This window comes from Nonomuraea terrae (genome assembly GCF_004348995.1).
Taxonomy (GTDB): Bacteria; Actinomycetota; Actinomycetes; order Streptosporangiales; family Streptosporangiaceae; genus Nonomuraea; species Nonomuraea terrae.
Genome location: NZ_SMKQ01000200.1, coordinates 1 through 16718 on the forward strand (window position 1 = coordinate 1; position 16718 = coordinate 16718).

Sequence of the window (16718 nt, forward strand, 5' to 3'; positions counted from 1 at the left end):
GAGAGAGGGTGGGGGGGTGGGTCAGGATTCGGGGCCGGCCACCTGGTCGGCTACGCGGCCGATGCGGGCCAGGCGGGCCAGGGCGGGGCGCGAGAGGACTTCGCCGATGTCGTGCAGGGCGATGATCAGTTCTTCTACGCCGTCCAGTGGCATGTCGGGCTCGCGGTTCAGCAGGATGCCGCGGTAGTCCTCTGGCGAGACGGCGCCGGCGGGCAGCTCGATGCGGGCGTCCTCGGCGCGGAACAGCACCGGGATCGAGGTGTCGAGGGCCAGGGCGAGGGCAGTCAGCTCCGCGGCGGTGAACGAGCGCTGTCCGCGTTCGGCCTGGTGGACGGCCTGGCGGCTCCACGGCTTGTCGAGATGGCGGCCGAGGGCCTCGCCCAGCTCGGTCAGCGACATCCGGCGCTCCGCGCGCAGGCGCGCGATCTGCCGACCGATGGCTTCTTCCACTCGCATCCGACCGCTCCTGTCATTCTCCACGATGACGCCGAAAGCATACTATTGACAGATCGCCGTGTTCGCCCTACTGTAATGCTCCAGAATTCCCCGTCAACGTAGCCGATGACATGGTGAGGCATGCGATGCAAGGGATCGTCCTGGAAGTGATCGGGCCCGTCGGCAACTGTGCTGTGCTCAAGGTGGGCGGCGAGGTAGACGTCTACACCGCGCCCAAGCTGCGCGAGCAGATCGTCGACCTCGCCGGCAAAGGCGTCGTGCACCTCGTCGCCGACCTTGGTGGGGTGGAGTTCCTCGACTCGACCGGGCTGGGGGTGCTCGTCGGCGGGCTCAAGCGGTTGCGTGCGGTCGAGGGGTCGCTGCAGCTCGTCCTGACCACCGACCGGGTCATGCGGATCTTCAAGATCACCGGGCTGACGGCCGTGTTCCCGACCCACGCGTCGGTCGCCGAGGCGATCGCGACCGACCCGCACTGGGCGCGGGCGGTCGAGCGTGATGCGGGCGGCGTCGAGGAGTGGTGCCGCCGCCACACCCTGGCCTGAGCCAGGCCACTACGTGGTGCCGGTTAGTCTCTCAGGCCGCACCGTGACCTTAGAGACCAACCGGGGCCGAGAGACCTCGCCAAGGAGAGCGGACCCCTCGCCGGCCGGTCAGGATGAGGCGCGAGACGCCTCGCCTGGAAACGGGCTCCTCGCCGCTCACGAGCAGCCGCGTGTCCTCGTCTCGGAGGACGATCTCGTCGCCGGTCACGGCCAGGCGCGGTGAAGGTCCTCCCCGGCCACAACCGCCGTAGCGAAGGGCCGGTCCGGGTCAAGGGCGGGAGGCCTCGTCGAGGAGGGTGAGTTCCTCGGCCGTCAGGCTCAGGGCGGCGGCGGTCAGGAGTGGCCGCAACTGCTCCACGTTGCGGGCGCCGGCGAGTGGCGCCGTGATCGTCGGCTGGGCGGCGAGCCAGGCCAGCGCCACCGCGGCCGGTGCGACCTGCCGTTCCTCGGCGATCCGGTCCAGGGCCTCCAACGTCCGCGGCCCACGCTCGGTGTTCAGGTATTCGCCGGCAAGGCTCGCCCGCGGGCTGTCCACGGTCACGCCTGGCCGGTACTTCCCGGTCAGGAAGCCGCGGGCCAGCCCGAAGTACGGCGTGCTGCCCAGCCCTTCCCGGGCCACCACGTCGCGCAGTTCGCCCTCGTAGCGGCGCTCCACCAGGTTGTACGGCTGCTGCAGTGCGACGTAACGAACCAGCCCCTCCTCGTCGGAGACCTTGAGCGCCTCGGTCAGCCGCCCGGCGTCGTAGTTGGACGCCCCGACGTGACGAACCTTGCCTTCGCGGACCAACGCATCGAACGCGGCCAGCGACTCCGTCAGCGGCGTGTCCCGGTCGTCCACATGCGCCCAGTAGAGATCGATGTAGTCGGTACGCAGCCGCCGTAGCGAATTCTCCACCGCCGTGCGGATGGTCGCCGGAGCCAGCCCCTCCAGGCCCTGGAGCATGCCGACCTTGGTGGCGATCACGACGGAGTCGCGGTTGCCGCGGGAGGCCAGCCACTCGCCGATGATGATCTCGGAGGTGGACTCGCCGGTCGCCCAGGACGGGTACACGTCCGCCGTGTCGATGAGGTTGCCGCCGGCCTCGACGTACGCGTCCAGGACGGCGAACGAGGTCTGCTCGTCGGCCGTCCAGCCGAAGACGTTCGTACCGAGCACCAGCGGGAAGACCATGAGGTCCGTGGTGCCTAGTGATCTCATATCGTCATTATCGGCACACCCCCATGGACGGTTCGACGCCACCCGGCGTGGAGGTCAGCTGACCCGGTTCACCAGCCAGGTGCACAGCTCGCGCAGCTGCCCGCCGTCCGGCAGGCACTCGTCAATGACGCCGAGCGCCGATGACATGTAGCGAGCGGCCAGCGCTTCGGCCTCAGCGCGCCCGCCGGCCTCCTCCACCAGCCGGGCGGCGTGCCGTACAGAGTCCTCGTCCGTGACTCCGGCCGCGAGGAGGGCGGACAGCTCGCGCGCGGCGGTTCCGTCCGAGGCGAGGGCGGCGAGCACGGGAAGCGTCTTCTTCTCGCGCCACAGATCGCTGTAGACCGGCTTACCGGTGATCTGCGGGTCGCCCCAGATGCCGAGCACGTCGTCCACGATCTGGAAGGCCACGCCCAGGTCGCGGCCCATCTGCCACATGCGGTCGGCGATCTCGGGGGCGCCGCCGAGCGCCACGCCTATCGCCGCGGCGGCGCCTATCAGGCTGCCGGTCTTGCCGGCTGCCATCTCGGCGTACTCGTCGATCGTGACCTCGTCGGGGCCGCGCCAGGGACGCTGCTCGAAGGCCATGTCGGCGGTCTGCCCCTGGACGAGCTCCAGCAGGGCGGCCGACAGGTACGGCATGGCAGCGGGCCGCCCGGCGAGCTGCCCGACGGCCAGGGCGAGCAGCGCGTCGCCGGCCAGTAGCGCGGGCCCGACGCCGTACGCCTTCCACAGGGCAGCGCGGTGGCGGCGCAGCTCGTCGCGGTCGATGATGTCGTCGTGCGCCAGCGAGAAGGCGTGCACGAGCTCCACCGCCACGGCCCCCGGCAGAGCCGAGTCGGCGGTGGCGCCGACGGCCTCGGCGCTCAGCATGACGATCGCGGGCCGCAGGGACTTGCCGACTCCGCCTTCCCTTGGCCGACCGTCGACGTCGGACCATCCCATGGAGAACGCGGCCATTCTGGCCGCCCAGGGATGGAGCGTCGAGATCGCGTCACGCAGAGCGGGTTCGAGCAGCCGACGACAGCGGGTCACCACCTCGACGCCCGACGGGAACGCGTCAGGGATGTTGCCGTCCATCAGGCGCTCCCACCTCCGATCGATCTTGAAGATACATGCAGAAGCATGTGATACTCCACCCTAGGTTCTGACACCAGTCACGATATGTCCGTTATGCGAGACAGAAGCCGAAGGCGGGGCTCGCCCGAGTCCGGGGCACCACCAGGCCGCGAGGACTCAGAAGTGCGGCATCGATCGATGCGATCGGCCGGCGGGCCGACATGGGGGCCAACTACCGGGAGAAGAAGGGTCAAAACGGACGCCCAGCATTCCCCAAAAGGTAGCGGGAGGGCTACATGTGGCCAGCCCAATATTGATCATACAAGAGGTCCATACGATAATCTCCGCAAAGCAGACAAATGCTGACATGCATAACTCTTAGCTAATTTTGAATCGGGACTCCACGCCATGCCGCACCCCACGGGAGAGACTCCGTGACCCATGTGACCCACCCCCACGTCATCCCCTTCTACCGGGCCTTCCCCCGGCTGGTGAAGGACCCGGTCACCGAGCTGGCCCGCATGGGAACCGAGGCGGACGGCCGGGTCGTCCGCCTCGATCTCGGCCCCTTCCGTCCGTATCTGGTCTCCCATCCGGACCACGTCGAGCAGGTGCTCAAGACGGAGTGGACGAAATACGCCCGCGAGGGCATGTTCTGGCGACCGCTGCACCGCGTGACCGGTCAGAGCATCCTCGGCGAAGGCGACGCCTGGGCTTCCGCCCGGAAAATTCTCGCGCCCCTTTTCACCTCGCGCTACGTCGCCTCGTTAGCCGAGGACATGGCCGACATCATCGCCGAGTCCATCGTCGAGCTGGAGGGCTTCGCGGCCACCGGCCGGCCGGTCGACGGCGGGCACCAGATGACCACGATCGTCAACCAAGCCGTCATCAAGGTGTTGTTCGGCGGCCGGATCTCCCGTGACACCGCCGAACGGCTGGCGCCGGAGTTCGCCACGTGTGCCACGTCGATCGGCTTCCGGTTGCTCTTCCCCTTCGCCCCGTACTCGATCAAGGTGCCCGGCGACCGGCCCTTCCTGCGGTCCGCGAAGAAGATCGACGAAATCGTCTACCCCCTCATCCAGCAGGCTCAGCGCGAGAACTCGCGTAGCAAGGAGGTCGTCTCGGCGCTGCTGAGCGCCCGGCTGGAGCAGGAGGGCAAGGCGGACGTGCAGCAGGTGCGCGACGACCTGGTGAGCATCTACGGCGCCGCCTCCGAGACGACGGCGATGTCGCTGACCTGGCTGTGGTCGGTGCTGCACGACCACCCCGACGTGAACGCCCGGCTGTGCGAGGAGATCGACCAGGTGGTGGGCGACCAGCCCGTGCGGCCCGAGCACATCCCGCAGCTGCCGTACCTGCGCATGGTGCTGCAAGAGCTGCTGCGCCTCTACCCGTCGGCCTGGATCATCCCGCGGCAGGCCACGGAGGACACGGAGATCGGCGGCATCCCGATCAAGGCGGGTTCGCAGGTGCTCGTGAGCCCTTACACGACGCACCGGCTGGCGAAGTTCTGGGACCGGCCGCTGGACTTCCTCCCGGACCGCTGGGCGGACGAGAAGGTCGCGCGCCGGCACCGCTACTCGTTCATCCCCTTCGGCGCCGGGCCGCACGTATGCCTCGGCCAGCACCTGTTCTACGTCGAGGCGCCGCTCGTGATCGCCAACGTGCTGAGCAGGTACCGGCCCGAGCTGACCAACCCGCAGCGGCTCACTCCCATGCCCGGCGCGTCCGTACGGCCCAAGGAGAAGCTCATGCTGCGCCTGCTCCCCGTCGAGCGGAAGCGTGCGGCATGAGCCACGTCGACACCGGCACCGACATCGCGGCGGACGCGGCCCTGCTGCTGAAAAGCCTCATGCTGCGGCCCTGGGGACAGGTGTCGCCGTCGGTCTATGAGACCGGACGGCTCGTCTCGCTCGCCCCGTGGCTCACCGGGCACCCGCAACGCATCGACTACCTGATCGACACCCAGCGGCCGGACGGCGCGTGGGGCGCCCCCGACGGCTACGGCCTGGTGCCGACTCTGAGCGCCAGCGAGGCCATCCTGGCCGCGGCGACCCGGGGCGACGCCGGCACGGACCCCCGGCGCCTGCTGGAAGCGGTCGAACGCGGCCTGCGCGTGCTGCGCGGCTGGCTCGGCGGCCCGCTTGAACTGCCCGACATGCCGGCGATCGAGCACATCGTGCCGTCACTGGTCGCGCTCATCAACCAGCGGGGCGAGGAGCTTGAGGGCTACGAGCCTCTGCCGCTGCCGGGCGGGATGACGTACGACACCCTTCAGCTCGTCAAGCAGTGGATCAAGTCGGGGGCGGAGGTCCCGGAGAAGCTGCTGCACGCCCTGGAGATCGCCGGGGAGGAGGCCGCCGGCGCTCCGGGGATCCGGCCCACGCCGATCGGGACGATCGGCGCGTCCCCCGCGGCGACCGCGGCCTGGGTGGGTGAGCGGGGCGCGCGCGAGGCCGACGAGCCGGCCCGCGCGCACCTGGAGGCCGTCGTCCGGCTGCACGGCGGTCCGGTGCCCGTCGGGCTGCCCATCACCGTGTTCGAGCGCGGCTGGGTGCTCAGCTTGCTGGTACGCGCCGGCGTGCCCGTCACGGTGCCGCCGGAGATGCTCGCCGACATCAGGGCGGCCATCTCCCCCGACGGCACGCCCGCCGGGTACGGGCTCCCGCCGGACGCCGACACCACGTCCGTGGCGCTGTACACGCTGGCGCTGCTGGGGTCACCGTGCGAGCCGGAGTGCCTGTGGTCGTTCCGTTCCGGAGTGCACTTCTCGACCTGGCCCGGCGAGCAGGGGACGTCGGTCAGCGTCAACGCCCATGTCCTGGACGCCTTCGGCCAGTACGCCGCGCGCCGGCCCGCCGCCGCGCCGCGCTACGCGCAGGCCGTCGCCGAGCTCTCGCGCTGGATCGCCGATCGGCAGCAGCCGGACGGGAGCTGGACCGACCGCTGGCACGTCTCGCCCTACTACGCCACGGTGAGCTGCGCGCTCGCGCTGGACGAGTTCGGCGGGGAGCCGGCCCGCGAGGCCGTGCGCGCCGCCGCCGAGTGGGTCCTGGCGACTCAGCGGCCGGACGGCTCGTGGGGCCGCTGGGAGGGCACCGCGGAGGAGACCGCGTACGCGATGCAGATCCTGCTCCTGACCGATGGGCGGGCCGACCACCGGCGGACGGCCGCCGCGGACCGCGGCTTGAGCTACCTGACGTGCCCGACGGACGCTTCCCCGCCGCCGCTCTGGATGGACAAGGACCTGTACGCGCCGTTGGCGATCACCCGGGCAGCGGTGCTCGCCTCGACGTACCTCGCCACCCGGGCACGGGTGGCCGGCCCCGCCTAACCTCCGGTGTGCCGCTCCACGTCGCCGGCCAGCTCCCGGACGGTGTAGGCATGGGTATCCCTGGCCATGTACCAGGCGCCGTTGAACGACACGCTCCTGTGTTGTCCCTCGGCGACGCCGGCCAGCTCGGGCGGCAGGCCGGCGAGCTCCGCGGCGAAGGCGGCGTTGAGCTCGGCGATGTGCGCGGAGACACGTTCGACGGCCGCCGCGGTGCTCATCCCGGAGCGCTCCAGGATGAGCACCGCGTTGGGCTTGCCTTCGTGCTTCTCCCGCTCGAACGTCCTGATGTCGTTGGCCAGGCGCATGCACTCCGCTCCGATGTCGATGGCCGCTTCGACCGCGTCCCAGTGGCCGGGGTCGGCCGGGTCGGGGCCGCAGATGCCCAGGGCGGCCGCCCACCAGGTGTGGTAAAGGATCGTCAGCCCGCCGTTGGCGAGGTACGGGGCGTACTCGGGCCAGGGCTCACCGCCCATGGCCCACCGGCGTTCCAGGGCCATGGCGGCGCCGGCGAGGCGGAGCTGCTCCAGCAGTGTGGCGGTGTGGGCGGCGGCCCCGGGGTGCCGGCGGAAGCGCTCGCACCAGGCGCGCCAGGCGCGCAGCGCGGCGTCCATGGGTTCGTCGGCTCCGGCCTCGACGGGGTCGTCCGCCAGGATGGCGCGGACGCGGGCGAAGAAGGCCTCCACGTCCCGGTCGGTCCAGTCACCGGCGATGCTGTCGGCGATGTCGTCCATGCCGAACAGGACGGCGGTCAGCGCCCCGAGATCGGCGATCTGGTCGCGGGCGGCCGAGGGGAAGGTGGCGGCGGCCGACAAGCAGCTGAACGCCAGCCGGCTGGAGTCGCTGTCGCCCTCGGCGAACAGGGCGGTGTGGGGGTTCAAGAGGCTCGCCGCCTCTGGCACGGCGTCAAGGGCGGCGGTCAGCACCGCGGCGCGGTCCTGGTAGGGCACTCCTGCCAGCTGGTGGGACGCCTTGAGCAGTCGATCTGCGAGGTCGTTGCGGATGCCGAAGTATGCGGAGGTGGAGTCGCTCACGGTCCGCAGCATAAGCAGTTCCACCATTTTTGACTATGTTAGTCAAAAATGGGATATTCGTGCCCAAAGGGTTTGGTGTTGCTTGAGAGGCCCTTTGCCCTACGCTACAGTTACGTGATCAACACCGTCCGTTGCCGCCGCACCTGTTGGTGGCCAGCACACGTATCACTTTCAGGGTGGGTTAAATGGGCTTCCGCAAAACGAGCCTGCGGACCAAAGTAACGGCTCTGCTACTCTCCCTGGCGGCGCTCTGGGCATTCGCCGCATGGGTCACCTTACGTGAAGGCGTCAACCTGCTGTGGGTCACCCAGGTGAACGAGAGCGTGGTCGACCCGAGCGAGTCGCTGCTGGAAGAGCTCCAGAAGGAGCGCCGCATGTCGGCCGTCGAGCTGAGCGACCGCGCCTCCTCCATGAGCGACCAGCTGGACGAGCAGCGCAAGCGCACCGACGGCCTTCTGGCCGTCTTCCGAGAGTCCGCCGGCGGCACCCTGGTCGGCTGGGCCACCGACGAAGAAGGCGCCGAACGTCTCAACGAGGTGTTCCGCCAGCTCGACACGCTCCGGCAGACCCGGCAGGCCGTCGACGCGGGCGACATGAACCGCACCAAGGCGACCGACGCGTACAGCGAGGTCATCGACTCGTTCTACGCCCTCTACGGCTCGCTGGCCACCCTCGACGACAAGGCGCTGGCCAAGGACGTCCGCAACCTGCTGGCCCTGAGCCGCGCCCGCGACATCATCACCAAGGAAGACGCCCTGCTGTCCGGCGCACTCGTCAGCGGCCGGCTCTCGCCCGCCGAGCACGCGCAGTTCACCCAGAACATCGGCGCCTGGCGCCTGGTGGCCGAGCAGGCCGGCACCGACCTGTCCGACTTCGACCGGGCCGAGTACGAGAAGGTCTACGCGGGCCCGTCGTTCACCCGCCTGCGCAACCTTGAGACCATGGTCGCCGAGCAGGGCCCCACCCTCGCCGGCGACCTGCCCTTCACCGCACAGGCCTGGCGCACCGCCACCGACCGGGCGCTCGCCGACCTCAACACCATGGTGCTCGGCTCCGGTGACCGCCTGGTCGAGCGGTCGGTGCCGGTCGCCGTGGGCGTCATCGTCCGCCTCGCCCTCGCCGGCGGCCTCGGCCTGATCGCCGTCATCGCCTCGATCGTGTTGTCGATCACCACGACCCGGCAACTGCTCGCCCAGCTCAAGAAGCTGCGCGACGCGGCCCACGAGCTGTCCGACCGGCGGCTGCCCGACGTGGTCGAGCGCATCGGTCACGGCGAGGAGGTCGACGTCGCCAAGGAGGCGCCGGACCTCGACTTCGGTGACGACGAGATCGGGCAGGTGGGCCAGGCGTTCAACACCGTGCAGCGCACCGCGATCAGCGTCGCGGCCGAGCAGGCGGAGCTGCGCCGCAGTATCCGCGACATCCTGCTCAGCCTGGCGCGCAGGACGCAGGGCCTGGTGCACCGGCAGCTCACCGTCCTGGACGTGATGGAGCGCCGCGAGACCGACCCCGAGGAGCTGAAGGAGCTCTTCCGGCTCGACCACCTGGCCATCCGCATGCGCCGCAACGCGGAGAACCTGATCGTCCTGTCCGGCTCCTCCCCCGCCCGTACGTGGCGCCGCTCGGTCCCCATGGTGGACGTGGTCCGCGGCGCGCTGGCCGAGGTCGAGGACTACACCCGCGTGACACTCATGCCGATGGGCGAGGTGGTGCTCGTCGGCCGCGCCGTCGGTGACGTCATCCACCTGCTGGCCGAGCTGATCGAGAACGCCGTGTCGTTCTCACCTCCGTACACGAACGTGCAGGTCAGCGGCCAGCTCGTGGCCAACGGCTACGTGATCGAGATCGAGGACCGCGGTCTCGGCATGAAGTCCGAGGACCTGGAGGCGGCCAACGCGCGCATCGCCGACCCGCCCGAGTTCCGCATCACCGGCACGGCGCGCCTCGGCCTCTACGTCGTCAGCCAGCTGGCCAGGCGGCACGACATCCAGGTCGTGCTCAAGGCCTCGCCGTACGGCGGCACGACGGTCGTGGTGCTGCTGCCGCAGGAGCTCGTCCAGCTCGACCCGTCGCCCGAGCCGCAGGACGACGACGGGCGGGACCGGCTGCCGCGCCGGCAGCCGGGAGCGGCCGCGGCCGCCCGTTCGGTCCCGTCCGGCAACGTGCGCACGCTGCGGCAGGTGCGCCCCGCACCCGTCTCCGCAGACGTGCCCGGCGTGCCCACCGCGATCGCACCCGTGACCGACCCCGTACGGCAGGAGGCCGAGACCACGACCGCCCCTCCCCCAGCCCCGTCCGAGACGCCGGCCGACCCGGAGCAGCAGCCTGTGGCCGAGTTCACCCCTTCGGGGCTCCCGCTGCGGGTGCCCCAGGCCAACCTGGCGCCAGCCCTGCGTGACGACAACCCCACGCAGCCCGACATCGAGGAGGACGATGACGAGCGCTCTCCGGAGGAGATCCGCGCGATGATGGGATCCCTCCAGTCAGGCACCCGTCTCGGCCGGTCGCGTGCGGCCGAGATGATGGACGACCAGCCGGGAGGTGAGGCATGACGCCCACTGCCGGCACCGACCTCAACTGGTTGCTCGACGACCTCGTCGAACGCGTCAAGGACGCCGACCACGCCATCGTGCTGTCGTCCGACGGCCTGCTGATGGCCTCGTCGGCCGGTCTGCACCGCACCGACGGCGAGCACCTGTCCGCCGTCGCGTCCGGGTTGCAGAGCCTGGCCAAGGGCGTCTCCGAGCAGATCTCCGGCGGATCCGTCCGCCAGACGGTCGTGGAGTGGAAGCATCAGTTCCTCATCGTGACCATGGCCGGCGAGCGGGCCTGCCTGGCCGTGCTGTGCCCGCAGAACGCCGACATCGGGCTGGTCGCGTACGAGATGGCGATGCTGGTGGCGCGGGTGGGCCAGTACCTCACCTCCGGTGCCCGGAGCGCCGCCGCCGAGGCCGCCTCCAGGAGTGACCGGTGAGAGGCGACGAGCCCACGGACGAGAACTGGGTCGACCCGGAGATCATCCGGCCCTACGTCGTGACCCGCGGCCGCACCCAGCCCGCGCACGGCCGCTTCGACCTGATCTCCATGGCCCTGGCGGTCGGCCCGCCGCCGGGGCCGGACGCGGGGCTGGACCCCGAGCACCTGCGGATCCTCCAGCTCTGCCGCGAACCCAAGTCCGTGGCCGAGATCGCCGCGTACCTCGATCTGCCGGCAGGCACGGTCAGGGTGCTGCTCGGCGACCTGTTCGACCGCGAACTCGTCTCTGCCCAGGAACCACGATCCGAGGTGGACATGCACGACATCAAGATGTACAGGGCGGTGCTCGATGGCCTTCGCTCGCTCTGAGCGCCCGCGCCTGCCGACGGCGATCAAGATCCTCATCGCCGGCGGGTTCGGCGCGGGCAAGACGACGATGGTCGGCGCGGTCTCCGAGACCCGGCCGCTGCGCACGGAGGAGGTGCTGACCGACCGGAGCATCGGCGTGGACGACATCACGTCGGTGGAGGCCAAGCGCACCACCACCGTGGCGATGGACTTCGGCCGGATCACCCTCGGCAACGACTACGTCCTGTACCTGTTCGGCACGCCAGGGCAGGAACGCTTCTGGTTCGTCTGGGACGAGCTGGCCGAGGGCTCGCTGGGTGCGGTCATCCTGGCCGACACCCGGCGCCTGGCCGACTGCTTCCCGTCGGTCGACTATTTCGAGCGGCGCGGCACGCCGTTCGTGGTGGCGGTCAACTGTTTCGACGGCTCGCCGTCGTTCCAGCTGGACGAGGTGCGCCTGGCGCTGCAGCTCGACCCGTCGATCCCGATCGTCATGTGCGACGCGCGCAAGCGCGACTCCAGCCGGGAGGTGCTGATCACGCTGGTCAAGCACTCCGCCCGGCTGCGCGCCGAGCCCGTCGGCAGCTGAGCCGGCTCCGCGGCCCCTCCTCGTCCTGAGGAGGGGCTACGGCTGCGCCAGAGTGGCCTTGATGCCGGAGACGCGGCCGAGCTCGTCGAAGTCGATCACGGCCTCGAGCCCCGGTCCGGACAGCCGCCCCTGGTCGCGGCCGACGTCGGCGCCCAGCCCGCGCCTGGTCGCGTAGCTGTGCAGGGCGCGCCGGCGGTCGCGCAGCGTCAGGCCGACGAGCCCCTGCTGGATGACTCTCATGACGCGGGCCGGCTCGGGTGACGGCAACTGGAAGTCCGGGTGCTGCACCAGGAACGCCGCCCGGGTGCCGCCGCCCGCGTCCCCCTGGTACGACGTCCAGATCCCGGTCACCGCCTTGGCCGCATCCGTCATCAGCCCCGCCACCAGGTGCGGCTGCGTCGGGGAGCCGGGCAGCGCGGCGAACGGCACCTCCGGCGAGACGAGCTCCGGGATGCCGTGCTGGTGGCCGAAGTCGCGCAGCCCCTTGGCGGCGGCGACCACCGCGTCGGGGAAGTCCGAGGGGTTCGCCCACGCCCACAACCAGGTGCCGAGGTCGGGGGCGGCAGTGCCGAGCAGGTGGAAGCCGGTGCACGTGATCGTGCGGTCGCCGGTGAACCCGAAGAGCGGCTGCTGCAGGTCGGCGTGCCAGCTGTGGTTTCCGAGGACTTCCTCCAGGTGCAGCTGGTGCTCCAAGGCGAGGAGCCCGGCGTCGTCCAGGAGGTGCCCGAAGGTGAGCGAGTTGTGCATCCCCGAAGATTACGGCCCAACTAACCACTTCACCTGATTTTTCGATGATTGTCGGACTATCTGCGTACAGGGGCCGCGGGCTCAGGGCTCGGCCGCCAGCGGGACGCGGGCGAGAACCTGTTCGCAGGCCAGCAGGAGCACGCCGGCGCTCCAGGCGTGCGACAGCGTCAGGTACATGCCCTTGGGCTGGAAGCAGTCCGTCTGGTAGTAGCGTTCGGTGATCATGCCGCGGTAGGCGTTGAGGTCGCCGTCGGCCGCCGGGAGGAACTGGCGGAAACAGGCGAGGGTCTCCTGGGCCCGTTCGGCGTAGTACGGGTCGCCGAGCGCCTCCGACAGCTCGATCAGCTCGGCGGTGCACACCAGCCCGTACGCGTGCAGGTGTTGGTTGGACGGCGAGGCCTGGTCGGCGCCGCGGGTGGCAAAGCCGTACACGCCGAGAGGGGTGCGCGGGCCGAAGCGCACGTTGTAGGTGTAGCGGAAGGTCAGCGTCCAGTCGGCGGCGCGGCGCGCCAGGTCGAGCCAGCGCTCCTCGCCCGTCCGGCGGTGCAGCGCCATGTACGCCAGCACGGCCGCGTACCCGTCCTCCGACGTCGGCGCGAGGTCGACGTCCTCGGGGGCGCCGTACAGGAACTCGTCGTGCACGAACGAGGCGTAGTACTCCCCCGCGCGCTCGGCGGCCCGCAGGCAGGCCGGGTCGCCCTGCTCGGCCAGGGCGGCCACCCAGGTCAGGCCTGAGGCGCCCGACCACGACAGGACCTCGCCGGTGGCGGCGTGGTGGAGGGCGCCGAGGTTGCCGTCGGGGCGCTGGCGGGCGAGCATCGCGCCGATGTTGGAGCGGGCCGCCGCCTCCCAGGCGGGGTTCGGCCGGTGCCGCAGCGCGCGCAGCAGGAACAGGGTCGCCTCGCCGAGGGTGCGCGCGTGCAGGGCGTCCTTGACGTGGCTCCAGCTCTGCGACCAGCCCGACGAGCGGTACCACGTGCCCCAGAACGTCCCGGACGGCGACAGGTTGGCGCAGATGAAGTCGATGACCCGTTCGGCGGCGGCGACGTGCTCGGGGCGGTCGGTGCGCAGCCCGTGCTCCAGCAGGGCGGCCGCCCACGGGATGCCGCTGACCCAGCCGACGTGCATGGCCTGCCGGTCCACCCGTTCGCCGTCGCCGCCGCTCACCTCCCGGTCGAAGCCGACCGTCTCCAGCAGCACGCCGGGGTCGGGGTCGTAGTGCCAGCGGTACAGGCCCTCGGCGGCGATGTCCGCCGCCGTCGCCACGTCCTGCCACGGCTCGACCGGCGCCGCGGCCAGGCGCAGGTCGCGGTCCTCGCGCAGGACCGGCGCGTACGCGTGCCGGTCGGCCGGCAGCGGGAAGGTGGCGAGCGTCAGGACATGCGACTCGCCGGGCTGCCACACGTGCGCGGCCTCACTCGGGGGCAGCGCGAGCGCCGACCCGTAGTAGGTCACCGGGTACTCCCGGTACGGGAAGAGCAGCGCGATCGTCGCCCGTCCCGCGTCGTGCTCGAAGGCCAGGCCGGTCGTCCCGAGGGGCGACTCCTCGTCCGCGATCAGGCCGGCGCCGCCGGTGTCGCCCCAGACGAGTACGGCGGGCGTGGCGGCCCGGTCGGCGCGGAAGCCCCAGCGGCCGGAGACCATCTCCTGCGGCCGGTCGGCTCCCGTCTCGAACCGGGGGAAGACGCGGGCGCAGGCCGCGGGCCGGTTCTCGCCGTAGAACAGGCCCGGGATCAGCCACCAGGGGTCGGCGGCGGGCACCGACCTGCTGACGCGCACGGTCCCGGCGGACGGCCGCGCGCCGTCGTGCCGCACCCGCAGCCGCAGCTCGCGCCGGCCGGTGGCCAGCCGCCCGCCCCACTCCCACTCCACGCTGTACGGCCCCGCGCCCAGCACCTCGACGACCAGCTCGCCCCCACCGATCCCGGTGTCGGGATCGGTGACGACGACGCGGGTGCTCACCACGCCTCCACCGTGAACGCGCCCTTGCGGACGGTCAGCTCCACCAGGTCCGTCTCCACCGCGGCCAGCGGGTCGGCGAGCGGGATCCGGAACGTACGGATCTGGCAGGGCCCGAAGTCGGCCGTGAGCCGGACGCCGGCCAGCGGGACGTCCAGCGTCGCCTGGACGGCCCGCCCGGTGGTCTCCACGGCCCGGACCACGAGGTCGCCCGGCGTGTCCTCGTGCAGCTTGACCGCGGTGACCATGACCTGGCCGCCGCCGTCGTCGAGGTAGCCGCGCGACGCGGGCAGCGGCCCGTCGTGGAAGCTCTCCAGCATCGCGCGCACCGGGGAGCCGAGCAGCGCCGCCCGCCGGGTGAGCGCGGCGGCGCGCCAGTCGCCGGCGTGCGGCACCAGCAGGTACGTGAACCGCTGCGTGCCCTGGTCCTGGTAGGAGTAGTAGCCGTCCGGGTCGAGCAGGCGCGGGTCGTGCCAGGAGTAGACCGGGCTGCGCACGGCCGTGATGCCGATGCTGTGCGAGCGGCCCGGGCTCGGCGGGGAGACGTCGTAGCCGTGCTTGGCGTTGTTCACCACGGCCAGGCCGGCGGGCCGGCCGCCCACGACGCCCGACAGGTCCACCCACGACTGCGCGGGCTCCTCGGCCCCGTCGATCGGCCGGGTCAGGTGCCCGAACGGAATCTCGTACGTGGCCACCGGGCTCTGCACGGCGACGGGGAAGCGCAGCTTCATCAGGTGGGCCTGCTCGCGCCAGTCGAGCGTGACCCGGACCTCCACCGCGTCGTCGTCGCCCGCGCCGAGGATGAACTCCTCGGCCATCGTCGAGCGGCCCCACGCGCGCTCGACCCGGATGCGGGCGCGCAGCGGACCTTCCTCGCGCAGGACGATGCCGGTCGTGGCCATCGCCTCGCCCGGCCAGTCGTAGGACACCACGCGGTGACCCCAGGTGTCGGTCGGGTCCTCGCAGATCTGGGTGTGCTCGCCGGCCGCCCCGGCCACGAGGTCGACGCCGGTGCGCTTGTCGAGCAGGCTCGACAGCCAGCCGGTGACCGGGTCGATCTCCAGGCGCAGCACGTCGTTCTCGAGGTGGTGCGGCGAGGCCGACAGCGTGCCGTGCGCGTGCGCGGCCGGGCCCTGGCGCAGCCGGTAGAGGCGGTAGCCCAGCGGGGGCAGGTCGGCCTGGAAGACGGTGGCGCCGCGTCCCTTGTCGTCGGTGGTGGCGACCGACTGGGTGCGCTGGCACGGCACGTCGGCGCCGTCGGCGTCCACCACGTGCACGCCGTTCGGGGCCAGGCCGTACTGCATCTCGACCCGGGTGGAGACCGGCCACGGGTGCGGGTTGAAGACGATCACCGGCTGGGTGCCGTCCTCCTGCGGGACGCGGACGTCGCGGGCGATCACGTTGTGCGCCCTGGTGATGATGCGCTTGGAGATCGCCACCGCCTCGCCGAGCTGGTCGCGGGCGTCGTCGTAGGCGGGCTCGATGGCCGAGCCGGGCAGCACGTCGTGGAACTGGTTGAACAGCACCTGCTTCCAGGCCCGCTCCAGGTCGGCGCGCGCGTCGTGGCCGACGATCGCCGCCCAACGCTCGGCCGACAGCACCGCCGCCTGCGCCCGGCGCTGCCAGGCCTTGATGCCGGAGTGGGCGGAGTAGCAGCCGGCCGCGTGGTGCTGCAGGTCGTCGCGCCAGACCGCCAGCTCGGCCAGGCCCTGCTCACCGAGCCGCTTGGTCATCTCGTCGAAGTAGCGGCGGGGCGACGACATGGTCAGCTCGCCGAACGTGCCCATCTGGTCGTAGCGGTGGATCGAGTCGATGTTGGCCTTGGTGGGGCCGCCGCCGTGGTTGCCGACGCCGTAGAAGACCATCAGGTCGCCGAGGGAGCGGTCGAGCTGGCCGAGCGCCTTCTCGGTCTGCCCCGCGACCTCGCCGGGCGGGCTGCAGTACTCGAACGGGATCCGGTACGCCAGCACCCGGCTGCCGTCGGGCGCCTCCCACCAGAACATCGTGCCGGGCAGCTCGCTCTCGTGCGGTCCCGGGCGCAGGAAGCAGTAGGAGTCCATGCCCTGGCCGCGCAGGATCGCCGGGAGCATGGCGTTGTGGCCGAACGGGTCGACGTTCATGCCGACCGTCGCGGTGACGCCGAACTTCTCCTTCAGGTAGCGCTGGCCGTACAGGCCCTGGCGGGCGAACGACTCCCCCGACGGCATGTTGCAGTCGGGCTCCACCCACCAGCCGCCGACCATGACCCAGCGGCCCTCGGCGACCTTCTCCCTGATGCGGGCGAACAGCTCAGGGTCGGACTCCTCCACCCACGACAGCAGGACGACCTGGTCGCAGGTGAAGACGAAGTCGGGGTACTCGTCCATGCGGTGGATCGCGGACCAGAACGTGGCCCGCGCCTCCTGGTAGCCCTCCTGCCACGGCCACAGCCACACCGGGTCGAGGTGGGCGTTTCCGATCATGTGGAGGGTGCGGTCGGGGG

General features: G+C 71.2%; 14 protein-coding genes. 7 read left to right on the plus strand and 7 right to left on the minus strand.

The genetic code is table 11. The features are described from left to right. Positions 1–21 precede the first annotated feature (21 nt). The gene (locus tag E1286_RS38125; protein WP_132620652.1) at positions 22–456 is read right to left on the minus strand and encodes a helix-turn-helix domain-containing protein; all 435 of its coding nucleotides are present in this window, start codon (positions 454–456) and stop codon (positions 22–24) included. Between the two features lie 125 nt (positions 457–581). Between E1286_RS38125 and E1286_RS38130 the strand changes: the two genes are divergently transcribed. Then, positions 582–998, plus strand: coding sequence for an STAS domain-containing protein (locus E1286_RS38130; RefSeq protein WP_132620654.1), 417 nt, complete (start codon positions 582–584; stop codon positions 996–998). Between the two features lie 268 nt (positions 999–1266). Here E1286_RS38130 and E1286_RS38135 read toward each other — a convergent pair whose 3' ends face one another. Together E1286_RS38135 and E1286_RS38140 are read right to left on the minus strand one after the other, a co-directional pair. After that, positions 1267–2196, minus strand: coding sequence for an aldo/keto reductase (locus E1286_RS38135; RefSeq protein WP_132620656.1), 930 nt, complete (start codon positions 2194–2196; stop codon positions 1267–1269). Between the two features lie 54 nt (positions 2197–2250). Then, positions 2251–3273 (minus strand): polyprenyl synthetase family protein, encoded by a 1023-nt coding sequence (locus E1286_RS38140; RefSeq protein WP_132620658.1) that lies wholly within the window; start codon positions 3271–3273, stop codon positions 2251–2253. Positions 3274–3686: 413 nt separating this feature from the next. Here E1286_RS38140 and E1286_RS38145 point away from each other — a divergent pair, with 413 nt between their 5' ends. Beyond that, complete coding sequence (locus E1286_RS38145) at positions 3687–5045, plus strand: cytochrome P450 (protein ID WP_132620660.1); 1359 nt, start codon at positions 3687–3689, stop codon at positions 5043–5045. Further along, the gene (locus E1286_RS38150; RefSeq protein ID WP_132620662.1) at positions 5042–6586 is read left to right on the plus strand and encodes a prenyltransferase/squalene oxidase repeat-containing protein; all 1545 of its coding nucleotides are present in this window, start codon (positions 5042–5044) and stop codon (positions 6584–6586) included. The genes E1286_RS38145 and E1286_RS38150 overlap by 4 nt, the downstream gene beginning before the upstream one ends. Here the strand turns inward: E1286_RS38150 and E1286_RS38155 are convergent. After that, a complete protein-coding gene (locus E1286_RS38155; RefSeq protein ID WP_132620664.1) occupies positions 6583–7644 on the minus strand; it encodes a terpene synthase family protein in 1062 nt (353 codons plus the stop codon). The two genes, E1286_RS38150 and E1286_RS38155, sit on opposite strands and share 4 nt — an antisense overlap. Before the next feature lie 158 nt (positions 7645–7802). On the opposite strand from E1286_RS38155, the gene E1286_RS38160 reads away from it, so the two are divergent. From E1286_RS38160 to E1286_RS38175, 4 genes are read left to right on the plus strand one after another with little or no spacing between them, the layout of a single operon-like run. Beyond that, positions 7803–10169 (plus strand): sensor histidine kinase, encoded by a 2367-nt coding sequence (locus tag E1286_RS38160; RefSeq protein WP_132620666.1) that lies wholly within the window; start codon positions 7803–7805, stop codon positions 10167–10169. Beyond that, positions 10166–10591: a roadblock/LC7 domain-containing protein gene (locus E1286_RS38165; protein ID WP_132620668.1), complete on the plus strand. Its 426-nt coding sequence runs from the start codon at positions 10166–10168 to the stop codon at positions 10589–10591. The genes E1286_RS38160 and E1286_RS38165 overlap by 4 nt, the downstream gene beginning before the upstream one ends. Then, a complete protein-coding gene (locus E1286_RS38170; RefSeq protein ID WP_132620670.1) occupies positions 10588–10962 on the plus strand; it encodes a DUF742 domain-containing protein in 375 nt (124 codons plus the stop codon). Before E1286_RS38165 ends, E1286_RS38170 begins: the two co-directional genes overlap by 4 nt. Further along, positions 10943–11530, plus strand: coding sequence for a GTP-binding protein (locus E1286_RS38175; RefSeq protein WP_132620672.1), 588 nt, complete (start codon positions 10943–10945; stop codon positions 11528–11530). Before E1286_RS38170 ends, E1286_RS38175 begins: the two co-directional genes overlap by 20 nt. A gap of 36 nt (positions 11531–11566) precedes the next feature. On the opposite strand, the gene E1286_RS38180 is transcribed toward E1286_RS38175, so the two are convergent. The 3 genes from E1286_RS38180 to E1286_RS38190 form a co-directional block, all read right to left on the minus strand. Continuing rightward, entirely contained in the window at positions 11567–12277 is a 711-nt protein-coding gene (locus tag E1286_RS38180; RefSeq protein ID WP_132620674.1) for a DUF6882 domain-containing protein, read from the minus strand. Between the two features lie 81 nt (positions 12278–12358). Continuing rightward, positions 12359–14239, minus strand: coding sequence for a YyaL domain-containing protein (locus E1286_RS38185; RefSeq protein WP_132620676.1), 1881 nt, complete (start codon positions 14237–14239; stop codon positions 12359–12361). Further along, positions 14236–16718, minus strand: a 2483-nt coding sequence (locus tag E1286_RS38190) for an alpha-mannosidase (protein ID WP_132620678.1), incomplete at its 5' end; no start/stop codon positions are given. The genes E1286_RS38185 and E1286_RS38190, both read right to left, overlap by 4 nt.

Bases quoted from the DNA above. Each gene is read 5' to 3' on its own strand.
- E1286_RS38125 (WP_132620652.1), bottom strand. From the start codon at position 456: ATGCGAGTGGAAGAAGCCATCGGTCGGCAGATCGCGCGCCTGCGCGCG.
- E1286_RS38130 (WP_132620654.1), top strand. From the start codon at position 582: ATGCAAGGGATCGTCCTGGAAGTGATCGGGCCCGTCGGCAACTGTGCT.
- E1286_RS38135 (WP_132620656.1), bottom strand. From the start codon at position 2,196: ATGAGATCACTAGGCACCACGGACCTCATGGTCTTCCCGCTGGTGCTC.
- E1286_RS38140 (WP_132620658.1), bottom strand. From the start codon at position 3,273: ATGGACGGCAACATCCCTGACGCGTTCCCGTCGGGCGTCGAGGTGGTG.
- E1286_RS38150 (WP_132620662.1), top strand. From the start codon at position 5,042: ATGAGCCACGTCGACACCGGCACCGACATCGCGGCGGACGCGGCCCTG.
- E1286_RS38155 (WP_132620664.1), bottom strand. From the start codon at position 7,644: ATGGTGGAACTGCTTATGCTGCGGACCGTGAGCGACTCCACCTCCGCA.
- E1286_RS38160 (WP_132620666.1), top strand. From the start codon at position 7,803: ATGGGCTTCCGCAAAACGAGCCTGCGGACCAAAGTAACGGCTCTGCTA.
- E1286_RS38165 (WP_132620668.1), top strand. From the start codon at position 10,166: ATGACGCCCACTGCCGGCACCGACCTCAACTGGTTGCTCGACGACCTC.
- E1286_RS38175 (WP_132620672.1), top strand. From the start codon at position 10,943: ATGGCCTTCGCTCGCTCTGAGCGCCCGCGCCTGCCGACGGCGATCAAG.
- E1286_RS38180 (WP_132620674.1), bottom strand. From the start codon at position 12,277: ATGCACAACTCGCTCACCTTCGGGCACCTCCTGGACGACGCCGGGCTC.